This is a genomic window from Sporosarcina contaminans, from assembly GCF_042679045.1.
Taxonomy (GTDB): domain Bacteria; phylum Bacillota; class Bacilli; order Bacillales_A; family Planococcaceae; genus Sporosarcina; species Sporosarcina contaminans.
Genome location: NZ_JBHTLT010000027.1, coordinates 19,591 through 36,690 on the forward strand (window position 1 = coordinate 19,591; position 17,100 = coordinate 36,690).

Genomic DNA, 17,100 nt, shown 5'->3' on the forward strand with positions numbered 1-17,100 from the left:
AATCAATCTTTCTCCTCTTCCCAGCATTCCGCCCCTTTTAAATTCGGCATGGCGCTTGCTTTAAATACCGGGTTTTTCCCTTGTTTTCGTTGCAATGTAAAATCATCCAACACCTTAAATGCAACCTTGCCTAACAGTACAATGACTATTAAATTCAGCACCGCCATCATCCCCATGAACAAATCGGCCATATTCCAAACGATATCAACTTTCGCCATTGCACCAAACATCACCATGACAAGCACTAAGACACGATAGATCGTCATCCAAGATTTATGCGCTTTAATAAATTCAATATTTGTTTCCCCATAATAATAATTACCTACAATGGAACTGAAACCGAAAAACGTAATCGCAACCGCGACAAAATATGGTGCCCAAGATCCGACATGCACCGCCATTGAAGCTTGCGTCAACAGGATTCCGCTAGACTCACCAGTGTCATACAATCCTGCAAGAATAATGATGAATGCAGTAGCAGAACAAATAACAATCGTATCGAAAAACACACCTAAGCTTTGAACGAGCCCTTGTTTTGCAGGATGCGTAACATTTGCAGTAGCAGCCGCATTCGGTACACTCCCCATCCCAGCCTCATTTGAGAACAATCCACGGCGTACACCTTGCATGATTGCTGCACCAATACCGCCCCCGACCATTTCCTTAATGCCGAAAGCATGTTCAAAAATGAGCGCAATCATCCCCGGGATTTCCTTAATATTCACAATGACTACAAACGCAGCTATAAGCAGATAAAACACTGCCATAATCGGAACAATCGCTTGGGTAACTTTAACAATCCGCTTCACACCGCCAAAAATAATAAACGCTGTCAAAACAACTAATAGTAGACCAACTACCCAAAATGGCAAATGGAATACATCATGAAAAGACTGGCTAATTGTATTGGATTGAACCGCATTGAAAATAAACCCAAAGCAAAGCGTTAATAAAATCGCAAACACGATACCTAATTTTCTCGTACCAAGCGCTTTCTCCATATAATAAGCAGGTCCACCTCGGAACGTATCGCCATCGCGCACTTTATACACTTGAGCAAGTGTACTTTCAACAAAAGCCGTCGCCATTCCGACAACTGCAATGACCCACATCCAAAATACCGCGCCCGGCCCACCTACACCAATTGCCAAAGCGACACCTGTCACATTTCCCGTACCGACACGGGAAGCCGCACTAATCGTAAACGCCTGAAAAGCAGAAACCCCGTCACCGCCCTCCTTTTTCTCAACAATCAATCTAAACATCTCTCGGAACAAACGGATCTGCACAAACTTAGTTCGAAATGTAAAATATAAACCGATTGCTATTAGTAAACCAATTAGTATGTACGTCCAAATAAAATCATTCAACGGCCCTACAAGCCATTCCAAAATCTTCACACATAACACTCCTTCTATCAAAAATGAATCCTTATCTCACCTTTACCCTCAATTCTACCAAAATTACCACGTCAAATAAAAAACGCCGAGCCAATAGGCGCCCGAGCGGCAAAATCTTTTATAGGTTAGCACCTGAACTTTGTAATCGGTTTCACTTTAAAGCATGAGATTCAATTCCAAACACAAATTTGATTGTAACCTCTCCCAACCAATTTTGCACGATGTATTGATATTTTTCTAATGGAGAGTGCGGACGGTAGGGGTAACTCTTTACCTAAAAAGACACTTTATCCATTACCATTTATCTCTTCAAACTGATATAGCCGCACTCCGACTCTCAGCAAATCATAGAGTTTATTGTTTACCACCGATTTGAGATGATTTACCACCGTTGTGCCATTTCCCTATCCAAAAAAGCGCACTTCTCTTGTGCGCTTCAGACTGTAGACAAAGTATTTTTTCACTTTGTCTACAGTCTTTTAAAGGTTTTTAGTTATGGGATAAGTGTTTGCCCAGCTTGGCTTGAAAACGCTTGCCAGACAAGGCGCGAAGTCGAGCGAAGACCCGAATAGAACTTAAGGTTCATGAGGGGACGAGCGAGACGAGCAACGCAGTATGCGAGCGTTTGTCAACAAGCTGAAGCGCACTTCTCTTGTGCGCTTTTCACACTTCCATAGTGTATGTACGATTCCGATAGGTTTCTACCGCTTTCAACTGCATTGATGTTAAAATACGATAAGCTGTTTGTTGTCATTCAATTAGTAGAAACGCTCGACAATCTTTATTTCTATCCTACCAGGAAATAATAGAAACCAATCACGGATAGCTTTCAGACTGTAGACAAAGTATCTTTTTACTTTGTCTACAGTCCTTTTAAGGTTTGTAGTCATGAGATAAGTGTTTGCCCAGCTTGGCTTGAAAACGCTTGTCACGTGGAAGGCAGTCTAAGTGCGCGACGTCCGCAGTGCCTTAATTTCCGCAAAGGGCGCGTAAATACGGCAAATCGAACCCTTCGCCGTTCGATTGACTGCATGACCTGCATCGTGCAGGCCCGCGCGAAGTCGAGCGAAGACCCGAATAGAACTATAGGTTCATGAGGGGACGAGCGAAGGACAGGCAACCTAAAACCGCTGCATCCTGCAGCAACGGTTGCATGACCAGCGTCCTACTGGCCCCAACGCAGTATGCGAGCGTTTGTCAACAAGCTGAAACCAATCACGGATAGCTTGCATATATGCACAGCGGTTTGTACTACCGCACGCCCGACAGAGACAGCCTTTCTATTTTTCCATGCCAATAAAGCCACAAATAGGGCAAATGACACCGCTTCGAATGTCGCTATGTTGTATAGAGTACATTTCACAAAAAGATGGGGGTATGTACGGTCGATGACTCTTGCTAATCCGAGAAGCTAACGTTTCAAATTCACGATCGTCCAACTTTGGGGGGCTGGTTGGAATCGATCGAACAAAAGATGGAACAATGTTAGGAAACAAAATGGGGGTTTTTGAATGATTTGCTTCAATGCGCTGCTTTGCATAAGCAGCATGACAGCACTATAAACCGGTATAGACACGCCTCTCTTATGCAGCCAATCACGGTAGAGTTCGCAGTTTTGCTGCAATTGAGCGACAGGGCTTTGAAAGCCATTTACTTGGCCCGTTTCTGTCGTCCGTATTAGCTGTGGCGGATTCTCAACTAACGTTAACTCGACCACTCAATTTTTCACTTCAAACAGCACAGCATATGCCGGGGTGATCAAAAATGTTTCGACTTGAAAATATGTACTCGAGACAAGTGATAGATCATGGAAAATTCCATGTTTCATTGAAAAATACCGATCAAATACTTTATCCAATTCCTGCTCGACGCCAAAGCCCGCTTGTACGGCCGCAAGTTTCGTTTGAATAATAGGCATCGCTACGTGGCTGACCGGCAATCGTCTTACTGCCGCTTCCAATCCTTCTAACAATTGAGGCGCCTTTCTTCTTTTGTGAATGAACCAAATCATCCCTTTCCTATTCAATTAGCTTAATAGTAGCCTTACATATTCACCCAAAAACCAGATGATACGGACAATCATTTCACGAGTTGCATATACTCCCATACATTACCAAAAGGGTCTCTAAAGATAATATACTTGCCAGGTGGACAGTCCGCAGGTCCCCCGATAATTAGTTCCACATTATGCTCTTTCAGAACTGCAAGGGATTGATGAATATCATCCGTTTTCAGCGTAAGCACAACTCCTGACGTGGATGCATTATCGGTTGCTATTTCCGATTCCTCAATTACAATCGGCAACTCACCGTGGACCAACGTAAATAGTTTTGGACCGTACTGCTTATTCACTTCAAACCCTAATACATTCTTATAAAATTCAATCGCCTTTTCCACATTTGGAACGCAAATGCTAATTGCACATACTTGCGTCATTTCACTTCTACTCCTTTTCCTTTAAACTCATCAATCATCATTTTTAGAAATTTCATCTGCTCATTTTCCACGTCCCACTGCTGCCCTATCCATTCATATTCCCGATGGAGCATCCTGCTGATCAACACCGCCGCCTGTCCGTGCTTCTTTGGCGTAATGCATTCCATAATCTCCTTCAAATCCAAAACAACGGACTCCGGCAATGAACGTTCAACCGTTTTCAATCCCAATACCGCACGTTCCGGCGCATATCGATAGAGCAGCACCCTTGCCAAATGATGCTCGACATTCTTCAGCATCTTCACAGCCCAAATGTCGTTTCCACGCGCCGCAGATTGTCTATACTGGTATAAAAACCAGCCCACATCCATAACATTATCCCGATATTGCTGCTCCGTCAGCATTAATCCTTGCGTTTCCTCAAACTCATCCAACAACCGATGCGGATCATACACTACCTTGAAATAGTCGCCGCCGACAAACGTTTCTTTTGTCACCGTGAACAAATCAATATGCAATAAATCATCGAACACAGCAATTATTTGAGGAGCAACGATAAAAATATCATCCGATAGAATTACGTCGCGGTATGCCCTTAAATGTAACAGCCGATTAGAAAGAAACCTCTCCTTGTTTTCTTCCTTCACTAAGCAATATAGATCGATATCCGAATGTTCGTCATGCTCCCCTCTCCCCATCGATCCCTTTAGGAAAATGGCCTGTACAAGCGGATCACTCTTTAAACTTTCACTAATTTTTTCTACGGCTAATTCTTGTTGCAGCACAATGCTCCCTCCATTGGTAAAGCTCATTCTCTGTTAAACTTTTCATGTAATGCGATTGAAAGTCGGATTCAATAGTTTTCCATACAGAAAATTGGGACTTATTCCGATATGAAACACCTAAAACCGCCATTCATACAACTTCGTTTACTTGTAGTTTTCCACATACTCCTCATAATCCAAAACCTCAATGGCATCAGACCAATGCAGAACTGTTCCGACAAAATCCCTTATATCCAATCCCGGCATTTCATAGGATTCCGCTGTATTTGCTGTACCGGTCGCGTCTTCGATAAATGTTACTTGATAGCCACGATCAAAAGCAGAAATCGCCGTGAACATACAGCAAAACTCCGTATTGAACCCTATTATGAACACATGCTCCACACATAGTTTGTCCAGCGTCTCTGACAGTCCTGTTTCAAAAAAAGCGCTTGGCGTCCGTTTCTCGACAATCGTTTCTGCATATGCCTTCAATGAATGATGCAATTCGGAACCTACCGCTCCCTCAAAAAGAGAGCTCTCTTGTTCTTTATCTAAATGCCTCACAAAAATGATCGGTTTTTCCTTCTTTTTGAAATCCTCGATAACCAACTTCATCAATGACAGTTCACTCTTGAAATCGCCACTTTCCACGATTCCATTTTGCACGTCTATAACCAATAATGCTTCCATATATCCCCTCCCCTTTCTACATAAATAATTCGCCACCAATAGCAAATACCCTTTAAGAAAGCCATCATCAACTTAAAATTGACGATGGCTCCTTGACATTATGATTCGGAAAGTTTCTTCTGGACCTTCAGACGGTAATTATCGCTACCAAGTAATTTAGACTCGAAAGAATTTAAATTTAGAGCAAGCTGAAGTTGTTGCCATCTACTTAGATTATCAGTTAGAAAAACGATTTCTATTTTTTTACCATTATGGTCTTCCGCATACAATGCATCATTCAGAATGAATGCTGTCGAACCACCTTTTGCTCCTAAATGAGCAAAACGTTCGTGATTTCCTTCATTTATTTCCATTGGCCATTCAAGTAAATCTCTAATTGTTTGATTTGCAATTGATGGGAGTTCATTATTGGATATTACCGCCAATAATTTTCCGTAATCATTTGCCGAAGCCCCAATTAGGCGATCCGACCATACTCTTTGCAAATCGAGAGGCATATTAAACATATAATCTTCTATCTTGAGAGTGCCATCTTTCAGTTTTCCACTTAATTCCTTGGCTATATCCCGATACGTTTCGATCGGCATTTTTTCAAGCTCTTCTATTAATTTTTTCTCATCCTTCGTCTCGTTTTTCAGATAGTCTGGAATTAATAGCGCACTTACAATTGGATAAATATCTTCATGTTGCGTAAGTCCAAGCAATTTTGCACGTTCATTAATGGAACTGATGCCAATCAAATCGATTAAGTACTCTGTATTGGCATTAGAGCTATATGTGATCATCCCTTTTGCCACATCATGCAGCGTTACTTGATTATTAGCAACTTTCCCAGCACTTTCCATTGCTTTTAACCATTCTTCATGTGCATTTCCATCAGTGCCTTTATAGTAGTATCGGCTTAAATCATTTAGTGACACATACTGATCTTTATTCAATGTTCCTTCATCAATTTGCATCGCATATTCGACAGCTATTAACATTTTCACTGTGCTCGCTAAAGGACGGACAACATCCGATTGATAGGCAACGATTTCCTTACTATTTTCCGCAACATAAAGGGAGCTTGTTTCCGGATGATCCTTTAAATGATTCAGCACATAATCTGGATTGTCCCGCAATACGACATAACCTACGATTCCAATAACGAGTATGATTGCTCCATAAATCATTAATCGTTTCTTTGTATATGTTTTTTTATCGAATAAAATCATTGCAATGGCACCCACTATAAAAGCAAATAAAAAATTTACATGAAAAATGATAACCGCAATGATAATACCTATAACAATCAAAATAGTTATGATAGCACCACGTATCTTTTCTTGTGTCCTATTTTCTTTTTGAATAAAAGGCAAAAGTGTAAAGAGTATGATTCCTAACAACCCAATCCAAGCAAATATCGTCATCGAAAACCTTCCTCTCTAAAATTGTTAATTAATATTTTCTCTTTAATACGGTTAAAATACTTGCATGGAGAATCATTAACCCTGTAATGAGAAACCAAATGACTGTTTTATATGTTCCGTAGTCTATATGATCAACGAATCGATCATATAACTCTATTAAAAACCAGCCAAGGGGCATTAATGGAAAAACAATGCCATATGATTTATTTGAAATACTTTTCCCGCGTTCATCTTTATACTCTTCTCCCATTTCAAATCTCAGTGAGATAAATACGGCGATAAAGAAAATGATTACATATACAATACGTAAAATTGCTAAGAAAATGTCCAAATTTATTCCTCCTCCAGTTCATATTGAAAAACTTCGTGTAAATCAACACCAAACAGCAAAGCAATATCAAAGGCTAATTTCAAAGACGGATTATATCTATTTTTTTCAAGTGAAATGACGGTCTGTCTACTAACTCCTAATCGGTCAGCAACCTCTCGTTGAGATAAACCTCTCTCAGCTCTTAAGACAACTATTCTATTACGAATTTTTCTTTCGTTATTTAACGGCATTGTTCTTCACCTCTTATAGCTTCATAGTAAAGTATTTTTAACAAATAGTAAAGTATTTTTAACCTTTGGTATAAAATATATTACTAACTGTTTATAATGATGAATATTTTGGATCGTTCAATAACTTCCATGCTTCAATTAGTCGAAGGACTTCGATGGTATTATTCGAATGAAGAGCAATTTTAGTTCGTTTTAAATAACTCAATCTCCTGCATAACTCTACTCATAAAGGGTAATTTACATTGATAGGAGGCTGATTTCATGGAACCATTTTGCCCGATTGTTTGGCCAGAAGATCCAACGCAGGTGAATGAAAAAAACTGTGAACTTTGCGGTTTGTACCGCCAGGGGACGAGGATGGTTTGGGGTGAAGGGAATCCTGAAGCTCCGATCACAGTAATACTTGATAATCCCGGGGCGCGAGAAGATCGAGAAGGCAACTCATTCGTTTGCGGTACGAGACAAACATTGCAAAAAGCTGTGCATGAAGTTGGCTTGAAGCCTGAGCAGCTATACGTCACCTATATTCTAAAAAGAAAGCCTGTCCGGGCGTACGATAAAGAAGCAGCTCGTCAAATTTGCATGCAAACGCATTTGTTCGGCCAACTACGCCAACAAAACCCTACTCTCATTCTTTGTTTAGGAAACGTGGCGGTTCAATCGTTCTTCCAAAATGCGGAAATCGATGTAAAACGCTTAAGAGGAAGCTTCCATGACGTGTTAGGATATCAGACAACCGTCTCCTATCATCCTTTGGCCGTGAGGAGGCGTCCTAATTTATATCCTTTATTCATAGAAGATTTAACCCTCATCGCAGACAAATTATAGGAAATGACCGACAAATCCTCAAACGATTATGCATCGAGCATACATAAGAAAAAGGTTATAATCAGCCGGTAATGGAGCATGAGAAAGATATGGCGCGAACGAGGGAAAAACGATGCTACCGAAACAAATGGCCACCAGCAGTACGGATGGAAGAAGTGCGTATATAGTACTGACCGACCTTTTCCGTAAAAACTATACAAGTTTTTTCAGAGCAGGCGAATGAATTAAAGAAAATCACATAGTATGGGAGGTAATTTAGATGAAATAATCGCATATAGAAATTAACATTCCAAGGCGAAAACGCCAAGTAACCGAAACAAAGTAAAAGAGGAGATTTCGAAGGAATTGACCAAGCTCGGCAACTTGAAGCCAAAGCACGAGTCGTTGACGGCAAATCAAATGGAAAAGATCAAAAGAGTATAGCTTTATTTAGCATAGAAAATTGCTTTAACGTGCTGCAAATACTTTAGATCCTGCGGGATTTGTTTCCCCGCAGGATCCACTTAAAATGCTCACTCCATTTATCCCTTGATGGGAATGGTGACATCGTCCCATGTGAATGAAAATAGGGTTTTAAAGAAAGCGACATAATTTTTCCATAGTTTTACCACGGACTAACTTTACTTACATTGGAAAACCTCCTTTTGCTTTACAAACCCGTAGCCTGCCCATTAGGTTCCTCATTAAGTTCGTTCGACTTGTTTTAACTTGTTATAACTTCTCTTAACCAATCTCCTTGTCAAGTTTTGCTTGTACATCTTCAATTACACTTACTACAAGTAGTCGATATTTCCCTTTTTTGCACGACAAAAGTTTAAACTTAGTTTATTATGCTTTAATAGTTTCCAATATGTTAATATTTAGATATCAATTAACAGGAGGAGTTTTATGGTTGTAGATTATTTTGGTGTGAAGATTTTCTCTTTTTTCACGATACTATTTTTATCACAAGCTATATTAATGATCATATTTAAACAAAAGAAACAAACTGTCTCCCTTATTTTTAATTATATTTTATTAATTGGAATAAATTATTTTGTATTTACTTGGAAAGATTCTTTACTTGATGAATCTTATAATTATAGGACATGGTTATGGGGTGTGTTAGGGCTGTCATATATTATGGTTGCTATTAATACCTATTTATTCCTAAAATCCAAAAAAAAGAAAAGTACTAATACAAAAAAGAAGAACAATCATTTGTTGAAGCTCTGAACGGGTAACTGAAATCTTATCCCAGATCACTTCGTCCACTTTTTGAACCAATTGAGCGAGTTCTTCCGGTGATAATTCTTCTCCGCTTTCCCGTTCGATCCATATTCACCCACCTATCTACACGCTATAAACCTCACAGAAAAAAGCTAACAGAATGCATAATTGTCAGTCCTTCATGTTTCATACTAATTTTTCCGAAGCGCTCATCAATTTCTTAATCAACCGAATTTGCCCACGATGATTCAGTTCATCCTCATATACATGGAACCATTTGAAATATTTATTCATAGGATGCCCTCCCCAATACGGGGCTGTTTCGAATAGCCATGAATCAGGCAATGTCTTGAATGTATCGATTGTCTTATTACGCGTTTGTTTTAGCTCTTCAAGGTAGTATTCAATTGGATTTCCTTTAATTTGTTCCCTTGCTGCATCGCCTAGTTCCAATGCGGGATTGAGCATTTGGATATCCTCTTCTGTGAAATCTCGGTTTTCAAATGTATCAATTTGATATGCTTTTTCAACTGAAGCCATATGGGCTAACAGCATGCCGATAGAGTTCGCCTCGTCGTTAATGAGGAAATCCAGTTGCTCCACCGTTAAGTCTTTCACTTCCGCCAATGTTGTCACCCGAACATATTCCATCATGGATGCCAATTTGCTAAATTCCAAGCTTAAGCCATCTTTTTGATCGATTACGTATAACCCTTGATTGTCCATAATCATTTCTCCCTCTGTTTAAATCCGTTTCTATAATCATTAATTTAGATTCTAACTTCTTTTGAAGTATAGTGATCCATTGAGGACTATTCAAATCATTTTCAACCCACCGTACGAAGCAGATCAGCAAAAGTAATTACGTTATGGAGCATTACAAACATAGAAGGAATCGCATCGACCTCCTTTTCTGTCACGTATAATTACTATGGTAACCTTCTATAAAGCTTGGCTATCTATAAGTCCTTTATTTTGTAACCGTAATATCGTTTGATTCATTCGTACTTCCTTCCTCATGAAGCTTCTGGAATTTACTATGTCCGTCCGCTGTCGTTCCGATCAGAGAATATCCATTCCTTTCATAGTACGCACACAACTTAGGGTTATGCGCAACGCAATCAAGCCTAATGGTGTTCTTTAAATTTTCATCTACCCAATTTAAAATTTCTTTTCCAATCCCATTTTTCATATATTGAGGTCGGACAGCCAATCGATGGAGATAGAGAGCTTCAGGATCATCTTCAGTTCCCCAAACATGCTGATCCCACTCACTTTTCTGTGAGTAGAGCGTAACAGTGGCAATAATTTCATCGTCATGACAGGCGACATAAGTGTCTCCATTAATGACCGCCTCTGTTATCTCCTCATCCTCTCCGCCTTCCAATAAAAACCCCCATTGGTTGATGTCATTATTTCGCAGCCAACTAGCGACTTCTTTTAGTAAATCAATGATGGTAGCTACTTCTTTCTCTTCCGCCTTGCGAATTTTATAAGTTTTCATTACTCATCCCCCATTCCAATTATGAATTCTCTATACGGTTGGTAAATTCCTTTATTTCAAATGAAGGAGAAGTTCGTTTCATTGTCGAATGTATATTCCCATACGGATTTCTGGAGGGATGAAAATGAGGAATGATTCACTATTGATCAATAAAAAAAGTTGGGATGAGGTGGCACATCGTTTTTTCGGGCGGAATCCATTGCCAGAATACGGACCGCTTGCGCCTCGAGAAGAAGATTTGAATTTACTTGGCGATGTAGCTGGCCTAAAGGTATTGGATATTGGCTGCGGAAGCGGGCATTCCTTGCAATATATGGATTCTCATGATGCTGCGGAACTATGGGGAGTGGACCTTTCAAAGACACAAATTGAAACGGCAAAGGAATTGTTGAAGAACAGCAAAGCGCCTGTTCATTTATTCGAATCGCCAATGGAGGAAAACCCTGACCTGCCTCTTGCCTATTTTGATATCGCCTATTCCATTTATGCGTTAGGTTGGACGACCGATTTGCGTCAGACGCTCACAAATGTGCATAACTATTTGAAACCGGGCGGCATTTTCGTTTTCAGCTGGGAGCATCCATTGCACAGCCGGGCAATCTTGATGGGTGAAGATTTTCATTTCAATAAATCCTATCACAAAGAAGGTGCCTATGATCACGAAGCTTGGCATGCGCCCGCGATTATGCAGCAGTTTAAAGTGAGTACATATATTAATACATTGATTGAATGTGGATTTGAAATCGAAAAAGTTGTCGAGGATGTTTCATTGACGGAAGAGGACCGGGAAAGACATGCGAATCGATGGTATTCGTATGAGAAAGCGAAGATGATGCCGACGACTTTGATTATAAAGAGTCGAAAGAAAGACAGATAAGGTGCGGATGAAGGAAGAATTTCATTGGATATAACACTTGAAGCGCTACCTATCAATGATGCGGAGAGTTTATTTGAGTTTGAACTTGAAAATAGAGCTTTTTTTGAGGAAATGGTTCCTTCACGAGGAGATGATTATTATAACTTTGAGGTTTTCAAAAGCAGGCATCAGGCTTTATTAGACGAGCATGCCCAAGGCGATTCGTATTTCTATCTAATCAAAAATAACAATAGTTCTATCCTCGGAAGAATAGATGTAATCGATATTGATGAAACACAATAAACGGGTCATGTTGGGTATAGGGTAGGGCAAAGATATATCGGGAAAGGCATTGCTAGCAAAGCACTAAAGTTGTTACTAAAGGCCGCAAGCGAGATAGGGTTATCTACCATTCAAGCGAAGACGACAACTAATAACAAAGCGTCTCAAATTGTTTTAGAGAAAAACGGATTTAAGCTTCTAGCCACTCCTCATGAAGAATTTGAATTTGCGGGGCAAAAGGTGCAATTCCTACACTACGTTTGGAGTGATTCAAAATGAGAGAATTTATCGGCCTACCTTTTGCTTGAAGAAACTTGTTATGATTCGTAACGAAATGCCCGAATCTCCGTCTTATGGAAAAAGGGGCGATGTCATTGAAGAAAACGCGTATGCTGACTTTCATTTTGATTTTGCTATTCTTGTCGGGTTGCCGGCTATCAGCTTTTGGTGGTCAGGTTGTAATTGATTGGGTTGATTTTATCCATTTTGACGGAAAAGAATACAACGGAATCCACTCCGGAGTTTTAGCCGACAAAAGTTTTATCGGGAACAAGATTGGCACGGTCAAATTTAAAGTGGCGGACAATGTGAAAAATCCTAGTTATAAGATCAGAGACGGTGATGCCGCCTTCCATGAGAAGGGAACTGAGATATTTCAAATAAAGGATCATCCGCATTTAATAGCCGTCAAGGATGATCGCGCCATCAATGGATATCGAGTTTACTTTTCAAGAGATGATGATATTGAATACCAATGGAATTTCAAAGATATGCCCATCGAAAAAGTCGAAAGGATCGAGATTTATCAAACTGATTCTCCAGCAGGCAATAAATTGATTTCTAAATTGACAAAGAGCGATGATATCAATAGTTTCCTTCAATTATTAGTGGACAGCGAAGAAAATCCTAATTTCCAGCCAACCAGAGGAAGCGGAGATCCTATTTTTTATGAAATGTTTTTTTATACTGATGAGCCAATTGCGTATAAATATTATATGCAATTCGATGGTGAAACTTATTATTGGAGCCCATGGGATACGTCGATCTTATCAGATGAGATACAAACGTTTATTGGTGGTAACTAAACCTTCAAATAACTGGCACATATCCATAACATGGATTCGCGCCTTTTTGATTGAAGGATAGCTGTTAGCAATGTGGGCAACATAACACGTAAATCTTTCAGGAAGGATAGACGTGAAAATGCGGATTTTATTACTAGTCACTCTGATCTGTTTTCATTTTTCAACAATCGCAAGTGCAGACGCTCCCTTAACAGCTGCCTTTATCCGTGATCATCAGTTATGGATCAAAAAGGACGGGCAAGAAATACAACTTACGAAGGACCGTTATGTATACGCCCCGAAATGGTCATATGACGGTCGATTCATTGGCTATATTGATGGTGATGCAAAGGGAGAGAAGTCGGATTTATTCATTTACGACATGAAGGAAAAAGAAAGCTACCAGCACTATGTTAATTCGGTCACGTCGGACTTTAAATGGGCTCCGAATAAAAATCAAATAGCTTACACAGATCATGGTCTATTAAACGTGACCAAAATGAGGAATGGTCGACCGTATGGATTTGAAAATGTTTCATTAGGCGTTAGCGGCTTTGAATGGTTTCCGAACGGTAAAGAATTTATTGTCTCCTCTTCGTCCAACTTACTTCCAACTGGTTGGAGTCCTATCCCACTCTTTAGAATCCCAGTAGATGCAAATCTTGATAAAGATAAAATGAAACCTTTTTATACGATTCAAACTGAAATTCCTGACTTATTTGGGGTGGATGCCGATTATTTCAAGTGGAGTTCTGACGGGAAATGGGTTAGCTTTTTAGTGATTCCTACCGCCTCTTGGTCCATGGATAGCAATACATTGAGTGTTTTATCATCACAAGGAAAAAAATTTCAAGCAGTGGGGAAAATGTTAGGATTTCAAGATTGGTTTAAATGGGCACCTTCTGTTAATGAATTGGCCTATATATCCGGCGAGGGAAGGTTTTTTGTCGAAAACAAGAGAATGATGATTGCAGAAATCCCGATATTTAAAGAACAAAAAGAATATACACCTAAAGGATTTGTTGACCTTGATTTGGAATGGTACTCCAAGGATTCAGTGATTGTAGCGCGTGCGATAGAAAATAAGGAATGGAAAGTAGGACCTGTCCCAACTATGTTCACTTCCCTTTACACCATAAACATAAGAACAGGAGAACAAAAACAAATCACATTTCCAGGGAAGAATGAACTCGACGAAAACCCTCAAGTTGTCGGACCTTACCTCACTTGGTTGCGGAAGACAGCTGGACAAGCTAATGGTGATGTATGGGTGAAAAATACGTTGAATGGCCAAGAGCACATATGGCTTGAAAATGTGAATTATGCTCCAATCTTTTTTACATCGAAGCAAAATCCTTAAGGGTTGAAAGATCATCGGTACGTTAGATGTACTACCGACTTCATTAAGTTTATAATTTCCCCTGCCATTGAAGAATTTTTATCGCGAATTTCCTTTGCTATATATATTATGTTCATTTTCAACTTGAATTTCTTTCACAGTATCCGCGATCTCGAAATCGTAAAAATGAAAGTTGTGGAAATCAAAGTTGTGGAAATCAAAGTAGATGCCTTTGCCGCCATATTGAATAACTTACGCTTTGCCATCGAATGTCATTTTATTATGGGCTGGCCGAATATCAATTTTATAAATTTTTTTCGATGGTCTTCATTTACAAACCTAATATCGAGAGTATCGTTCATCTTCAAAGAACCTTCCGAATTCATGTGCAAATGAAATTGGTGGCTCCATTTGTGGCAACTCTACTTTACATTGGAAATGGGTTTCAAATTCTTTCACTGCTTCTCTTACGGATTTGTATCCTACTTCTTCATACCCTTCTCCGAAAGAAGATGGTGGATTGTTCAGCTGCATAAATTCCTTTAGTTGAAAGAAAAATAATAATAGCAGGCATAAAAAGATGAAGTTTCTTAGTCATTTTATCAAGATGAAGGTTGCTAATTGCAGGAAAAGCATACGAATAAAAAAGCACCCTAATTTGGATGCTCTTCCTGTTGAAGCAGCCAATTCACCGCATCCAACAAATTGTCAGCCACATAATCCGGCGTTATGTTATCCCATGTATGCCGATACTGAGTTAAAGAGCTTTCGCCCCACCCTGTCAAACATAGAATTTTTATCGCGCCGACTGCGTGAGCGGCCAACATATCTGTAGACCCTACATCACCGACGAAAGCCGTTTTTGAAAGATCTACTCCATGTTTTTTCGCAGCTTCCCGAAGTAATCCCGGTCTTGGTTTACGGCAATTACATCCTTCCGTGGAGCCATGCGGACAGATGAAAGCATCATCAAAGCCAAACGCCATAAATTCATCATAAAAGTCCTCAGTCCTCGCCTCTCCTTTACTGATCCTATGCTGGTTTGTACAGGCGAACGCCTTAATATTACGTTCCTTTAATAAGTTGAGAGCTTCTTTGCTAAAAGGATATGGAGTGAAGTCTTTCGGATGAATGAAATGTCCAGTTCCACCTATTGTTCCATCGCGGTCAATAAAGACTGCTTGCAACGTATCCATTTGGCACACCCTTTCAAATGACTTCCTCTACTGCACCGTCTGCCCATATGGGACAGTCATTAACTCCAACTCAATCTGTTGGCCATTCCTCATTACGGAAAGCATGATCTTTTTGTTAGGCTCTGTTTCTGAAACGATCAATTCTACATCGTCATAGGATGTGGTTTCATGACTGCCGACATGAGTTATAACATCACCAACTTCAACTATCCCGTCTGCAGGAGTATACGGTTGAACTTCGACCACTTTTGCCCCAGGAATGCCGCATGGATTCGTCCGGTGCGAAATGCCAATCCAGCTTCTCCAAAAGTGCGAGCGCAAATCTTCATTTTCTTCATGGACACTTTTTAAATTTCTCATGAACTGGTACGTGCCAAACGCCATATTATCTGCTTGCATCATTTCGCAATCCCCCGACCATATGCCCGTATATTCAATCGCCACAACAGATCCACCATCTTGCGGCATAATTGTCCATATCGTCAGTTCCTTATCTTCTCCTTCAATAACAAGCTTCCGATTCATTTCAAATTCAACAATCGTTCCGACATAGCTGACGCCCCAACCGTAGTCAAGGCTTACCGTTCCACCAATCCGGATGTCAAGCTCACACTTTCGCGTTTCCCAACGATTCCGTTCTTCTGGTACAGTCAGAGCTTTCCAAACTTTCTCAGGCGAAGCTTTTATAAAAATTTCCCGTTTTACTGAATCAATAACTTTATCCATCGTTTTCACCCTCCAAATAGGATTTCAGCTTTGCCAATTTGTTGTCTAAAATAACTCCCATTTCCTCTTGAAGCTTTTCATAATGATGAGTAAAATTGTCTTCTTTCAAACTGTAAATACGGTACTTTCCCTCTCTCCTTTCCGAAATTAAGTCCTCATCTAACAAGATTGCCAAATGTTTTTTTAAGGCAGGCTGTGAAATGGTAAATCGATTAACCAATTCAGACTGCGTATATTCATCCCGAGACAATAGAGCTAGTATTTTTCTGCGAGTGGGATCTGCAATTGCCCGATAAATATCCATCATGTATAAGCCTCCCTGACTTATAACCATTAGGTTATATGAAAAGCATAGCATATTATAATTTTAAAAGTACACAAAAATCAGATTATTGATTAAAAATCCCTTCCAACGGCTCCCACGGATAAATGGTCGCTTCAAATTTCTCCTCTATTACCGCGGGATCATTTTCAGCAAACCTTTGCGCCTCTTCCAAGCTATCCACTTCAAGAATAATCAGTCCGCCCGTATGATCCATGAACGGTCCACCCGCAATGAGAATTCCTTGTGCCAAGGCTTTCCTTACATACTCACGGTGTGGGACAAGCCCTTGTTCCCAATGCGGCTTCCCCTCTTTCCAAGCCTTGCCTGTAGTGAAATGAATGACAAACTTCATACAAACCCCTCCTTTATCTTTGAGTCTACCATTAATGATCCAAGCTATGTATGAGATTAAAGGTTTGATTAACATCTCTATCTTTTTCGGCAATAACAATCCCCTTATCTATTTGATAAGGGGGTTCGGGTTTAAGGTGTAATAAAAACCGTTTTC

The 17,100-nt window shown here is 39.9% G+C and carries 20 protein-coding genes and 1 pseudogene; 6 read left to right on the forward strand and 15 right to left on the reverse strand.

What is annotated here, in order from left to right; genetic code table 11:
- Nucleotides 1-2 precede the first annotated feature (2 nt).
- The 9 genes from ACFQ38_RS05450 to ACFQ38_RS05490 all read right to left on the reverse strand — a co-directional run bounded on the left by ACFQ38_RS05450 (nucleotide 3) and on the right by ACFQ38_RS05490 (nucleotide 7,263).
- A complete protein-coding gene (locus ACFQ38_RS05450; RefSeq protein ID WP_336823549.1) occupies nucleotides 3-1,400 on the reverse strand; it encodes an alanine/glycine:cation symporter family protein in 1,398 nt (465 codons plus the stop codon).
- 1,411 nt (nucleotides 1,401-2,811) lie between these two features.
- A complete protein-coding gene (locus tag ACFQ38_RS05455; protein WP_381479981.1) occupies nucleotides 2,812-3,117 on the reverse strand; it encodes a hypothetical protein in 306 nt (101 codons plus the stop codon).
- Nucleotides 3,118-3,411: a hypothetical protein gene (locus ACFQ38_RS05460; RefSeq protein ID WP_381479982.1), complete on the reverse strand. Its 294-nt coding sequence runs from the start codon at nucleotides 3,409-3,411 to the stop codon at nucleotides 3,118-3,120.
- Nucleotides 3,412-3,479: 68 nt separating this feature from the next.
- Nucleotides 3,480-3,836 carry a VOC family protein gene (locus tag ACFQ38_RS05465; RefSeq protein WP_381479983.1) on the reverse strand — a complete coding sequence of 119 codons (357 nt, stop codon included), beginning with the start codon at nucleotides 3,834-3,836 and terminating at the stop codon, nucleotides 3,480-3,482.
- Nucleotides 3,833-4,621 carry a nucleotidyltransferase domain-containing protein gene (locus ACFQ38_RS05470; RefSeq protein WP_381479984.1) on the reverse strand — a complete coding sequence of 263 codons (789 nt, stop codon included), beginning with the start codon at nucleotides 4,619-4,621 and terminating at the stop codon, nucleotides 3,833-3,835. The genes ACFQ38_RS05465 and ACFQ38_RS05470 overlap by 4 nt, the downstream gene beginning before the upstream one ends.
- A gap of 144 nt (nucleotides 4,622-4,765) precedes the next feature.
- A complete protein-coding gene (locus ACFQ38_RS05475) occupies nucleotides 4,766-5,293 on the reverse strand; it encodes an isochorismatase family protein (RefSeq protein WP_336823554.1) in 528 nt (175 codons plus the stop codon).
- A 98-nt stretch (nucleotides 5,294-5,391) separates the two neighbouring features.
- Nucleotides 5,392-6,702, reverse strand: coding sequence for a serine hydrolase (locus tag ACFQ38_RS05480; RefSeq protein ID WP_381479985.1), 1,311 nt, complete (start codon nucleotides 6,700-6,702; stop codon nucleotides 5,392-5,394).
- A 28-nt stretch (nucleotides 6,703-6,730) separates the two neighbouring features.
- Entirely contained in the window at nucleotides 6,731-7,033 is a 303-nt protein-coding gene (locus ACFQ38_RS05485; protein WP_381479986.1) for a hypothetical protein, read from the reverse strand.
- A 2-nt stretch (nucleotides 7,034-7,035) separates the two neighbouring features.
- On the reverse strand, nucleotides 7,036-7,263 hold the full coding sequence (locus tag ACFQ38_RS05490; RefSeq protein WP_336823557.1) for a helix-turn-helix transcriptional regulator: 228 nt from the start codon (nucleotides 7,261-7,263) through the stop codon (nucleotides 7,036-7,038).
- A 261-nt stretch (nucleotides 7,264-7,524) separates the two neighbouring features.
- On the opposite strand from ACFQ38_RS05490, the gene ACFQ38_RS05495 reads away from it, so the two are divergent.
- Nucleotides 7,525-8,091 carry a uracil-DNA glycosylase gene (locus ACFQ38_RS05495; protein ID WP_381479987.1) on the forward strand — a complete coding sequence of 189 codons (567 nt, stop codon included), beginning with the start codon at nucleotides 7,525-7,527 and terminating at the stop codon, nucleotides 8,089-8,091.
- A gap of 888 nt (nucleotides 8,092-8,979) precedes the next feature.
- Nucleotides 8,980-9,306 (forward strand): hypothetical protein, encoded by a 327-nt coding sequence (locus ACFQ38_RS05500; protein ID WP_381479989.1) that lies wholly within the window; start codon nucleotides 8,980-8,982, stop codon nucleotides 9,304-9,306.
- A gap of 180 nt (nucleotides 9,307-9,486) precedes the next feature.
- Here ACFQ38_RS05500 and ACFQ38_RS05505 read toward each other — a convergent pair whose 3' ends face one another.
- Entirely contained in the window at nucleotides 9,487-10,026 is a 540-nt protein-coding gene (locus ACFQ38_RS05505; protein ID WP_381479990.1) for a DinB family protein, read from the reverse strand.
- Between the two features lie 244 nt (nucleotides 10,027-10,270).
- Nucleotides 10,271-10,804, reverse strand: a complete 534-nt coding sequence (locus ACFQ38_RS05510; protein ID WP_381479991.1) for a GNAT family N-acetyltransferase — start codon at nucleotides 10,802-10,804, stop codon at nucleotides 10,271-10,273.
- Between the two features lie 124 nt (nucleotides 10,805-10,928).
- Between ACFQ38_RS05510 and ACFQ38_RS05515 the strand changes: the two genes are divergently transcribed.
- From ACFQ38_RS05515 to ACFQ38_RS05530, 4 genes and pseudogenes are all read left to right on the forward strand, one after another.
- Entirely contained in the window at nucleotides 10,929-11,681 is a 753-nt protein-coding gene (locus ACFQ38_RS05515; RefSeq protein ID WP_381479992.1) for a class I SAM-dependent methyltransferase, read from the forward strand.
- 24 nt (nucleotides 11,682-11,705) lie between these two features.
- A pseudogene (locus tag ACFQ38_RS05520) lies at nucleotides 11,706-12,221 on the forward strand (GNAT family N-acetyltransferase).
- A gap of 95 nt (nucleotides 12,222-12,316) precedes the next feature.
- The gene (locus tag ACFQ38_RS05525; protein ID WP_381479993.1) at nucleotides 12,317-13,027 is read left to right on the forward strand and encodes a hypothetical protein; all 711 of its coding nucleotides are present in this window, start codon (nucleotides 12,317-12,319) and stop codon (nucleotides 13,025-13,027) included.
- Nucleotides 13,028-13,139: 112 nt separating this feature from the next.
- Nucleotides 13,140-14,366: a TolB-like translocation protein gene (locus ACFQ38_RS05530; RefSeq protein WP_381479994.1), complete on the forward strand. Its 1,227-nt coding sequence runs from the start codon at nucleotides 13,140-13,142 to the stop codon at nucleotides 14,364-14,366.
- Nucleotides 14,367-14,998: 632 nt separating this feature from the next.
- Here ACFQ38_RS05530 and ACFQ38_RS05535 read toward each other — a convergent pair.
- From ACFQ38_RS05535 to ACFQ38_RS05550, 4 genes are all read right to left on the reverse strand, one after another.
- Nucleotides 14,999-15,541 (reverse strand): HAD-IIIA family hydrolase, encoded by a 543-nt coding sequence (locus ACFQ38_RS05535; protein ID WP_381479995.1) that lies wholly within the window; start codon nucleotides 15,539-15,541, stop codon nucleotides 14,999-15,001.
- A 27-nt stretch (nucleotides 15,542-15,568) separates the two neighbouring features.
- Nucleotides 15,569-16,267: an SRPBCC domain-containing protein gene (locus ACFQ38_RS05540; RefSeq protein ID WP_381479997.1), complete on the reverse strand. Its 699-nt coding sequence runs from the start codon at nucleotides 16,265-16,267 to the stop codon at nucleotides 15,569-15,571.
- The gene (locus ACFQ38_RS05545) at nucleotides 16,260-16,574 is read right to left on the reverse strand and encodes an ArsR/SmtB family transcription factor (RefSeq protein ID WP_381479999.1); all 315 of its coding nucleotides are present in this window, start codon (nucleotides 16,572-16,574) and stop codon (nucleotides 16,260-16,262) included. Before ACFQ38_RS05545 ends, ACFQ38_RS05540 begins: the two co-directional genes overlap by 8 nt.
- An 82-nt stretch (nucleotides 16,575-16,656) precedes the next feature.
- Nucleotides 16,657-16,944 (reverse strand): YciI family protein, encoded by a 288-nt coding sequence (locus ACFQ38_RS05550; RefSeq protein WP_381480001.1) that lies wholly within the window; start codon nucleotides 16,942-16,944, stop codon nucleotides 16,657-16,659.
- Nucleotides 16,945-17,100 lie beyond the last annotated feature (156 nt).

What these genes read in the sequence shown, in the direction of transcription:
- ACFQ38_RS05490 (WP_336823557.1), bottom strand. Translation starts at nt 7,263, where the DNA reads ATGCCGTTAAATAACGAAAGAAAAATTCGTAATAGAATAGTTGTCTTA.
- ACFQ38_RS05515 (WP_381479992.1), top strand. Translation starts at nt 10,929, where the DNA reads ATGAGGAATGATTCACTATTGATCAATAAAAAAAGTTGGGATGAGGTG.
- ACFQ38_RS05545 (WP_381479999.1), bottom strand. Translation starts at nt 16,574, where the DNA reads ATGATGGATATTTATCGGGCAATTGCAGATCCCACTCGCAGAAAAATA.
- ACFQ38_RS05480 (WP_381479985.1), bottom strand. Translation starts at nt 6,702, where the DNA reads ATGACGATATTTGCTTGGATTGGGTTGTTAGGAATCATACTCTTTACA.
- ACFQ38_RS05505 (WP_381479990.1), bottom strand. Translation starts at nt 10,026, where the DNA reads ATGGACAATCAAGGGTTATACGTAATCGATCAAAAAGATGGCTTAAGC.
- ACFQ38_RS05535 (WP_381479995.1), bottom strand. Translation starts at nt 15,541, where the DNA reads ATGGATACGTTGCAAGCAGTCTTTATTGACCGCGATGGAACAATAGGT.
- ACFQ38_RS05460 (WP_381479982.1), bottom strand. Translation starts at nt 3,411, where the DNA reads ATGATTTGGTTCATTCACAAAAGAAGAAAGGCGCCTCAATTGTTAGAA.
- ACFQ38_RS05475 (WP_336823554.1), bottom strand. Translation starts at nt 5,293, where the DNA reads ATGGAAGCATTATTGGTTATAGACGTGCAAAATGGAATCGTGGAAAGT.
- ACFQ38_RS05540 (WP_381479997.1), bottom strand. Translation starts at nt 16,267, where the DNA reads ATGGATAAAGTTATTGATTCAGTAAAACGGGAAATTTTTATAAAAGCT.
- ACFQ38_RS05550 (WP_381480001.1), bottom strand. Translation starts at nt 16,944, where the DNA reads ATGAAGTTTGTCATTCATTTCACTACAGGCAAGGCTTGGAAAGAGGGG.
- ACFQ38_RS05495 (WP_381479987.1), top strand. Translation starts at nt 7,525, where the DNA reads ATGGAACCATTTTGCCCGATTGTTTGGCCAGAAGATCCAACGCAGGTG.
- ACFQ38_RS05465 (WP_381479983.1), bottom strand. Translation starts at nt 3,836, where the DNA reads ATGACGCAAGTATGTGCAATTAGCATTTGCGTTCCAAATGTGGAAAAG.
- ACFQ38_RS05510 (WP_381479991.1), bottom strand. Translation starts at nt 10,804, where the DNA reads ATGAAAACTTATAAAATTCGCAAGGCGGAAGAGAAAGAAGTAGCTACC.
- ACFQ38_RS05500 (WP_381479989.1), top strand. Translation starts at nt 8,980, where the DNA reads ATGGTTGTAGATTATTTTGGTGTGAAGATTTTCTCTTTTTTCACGATA.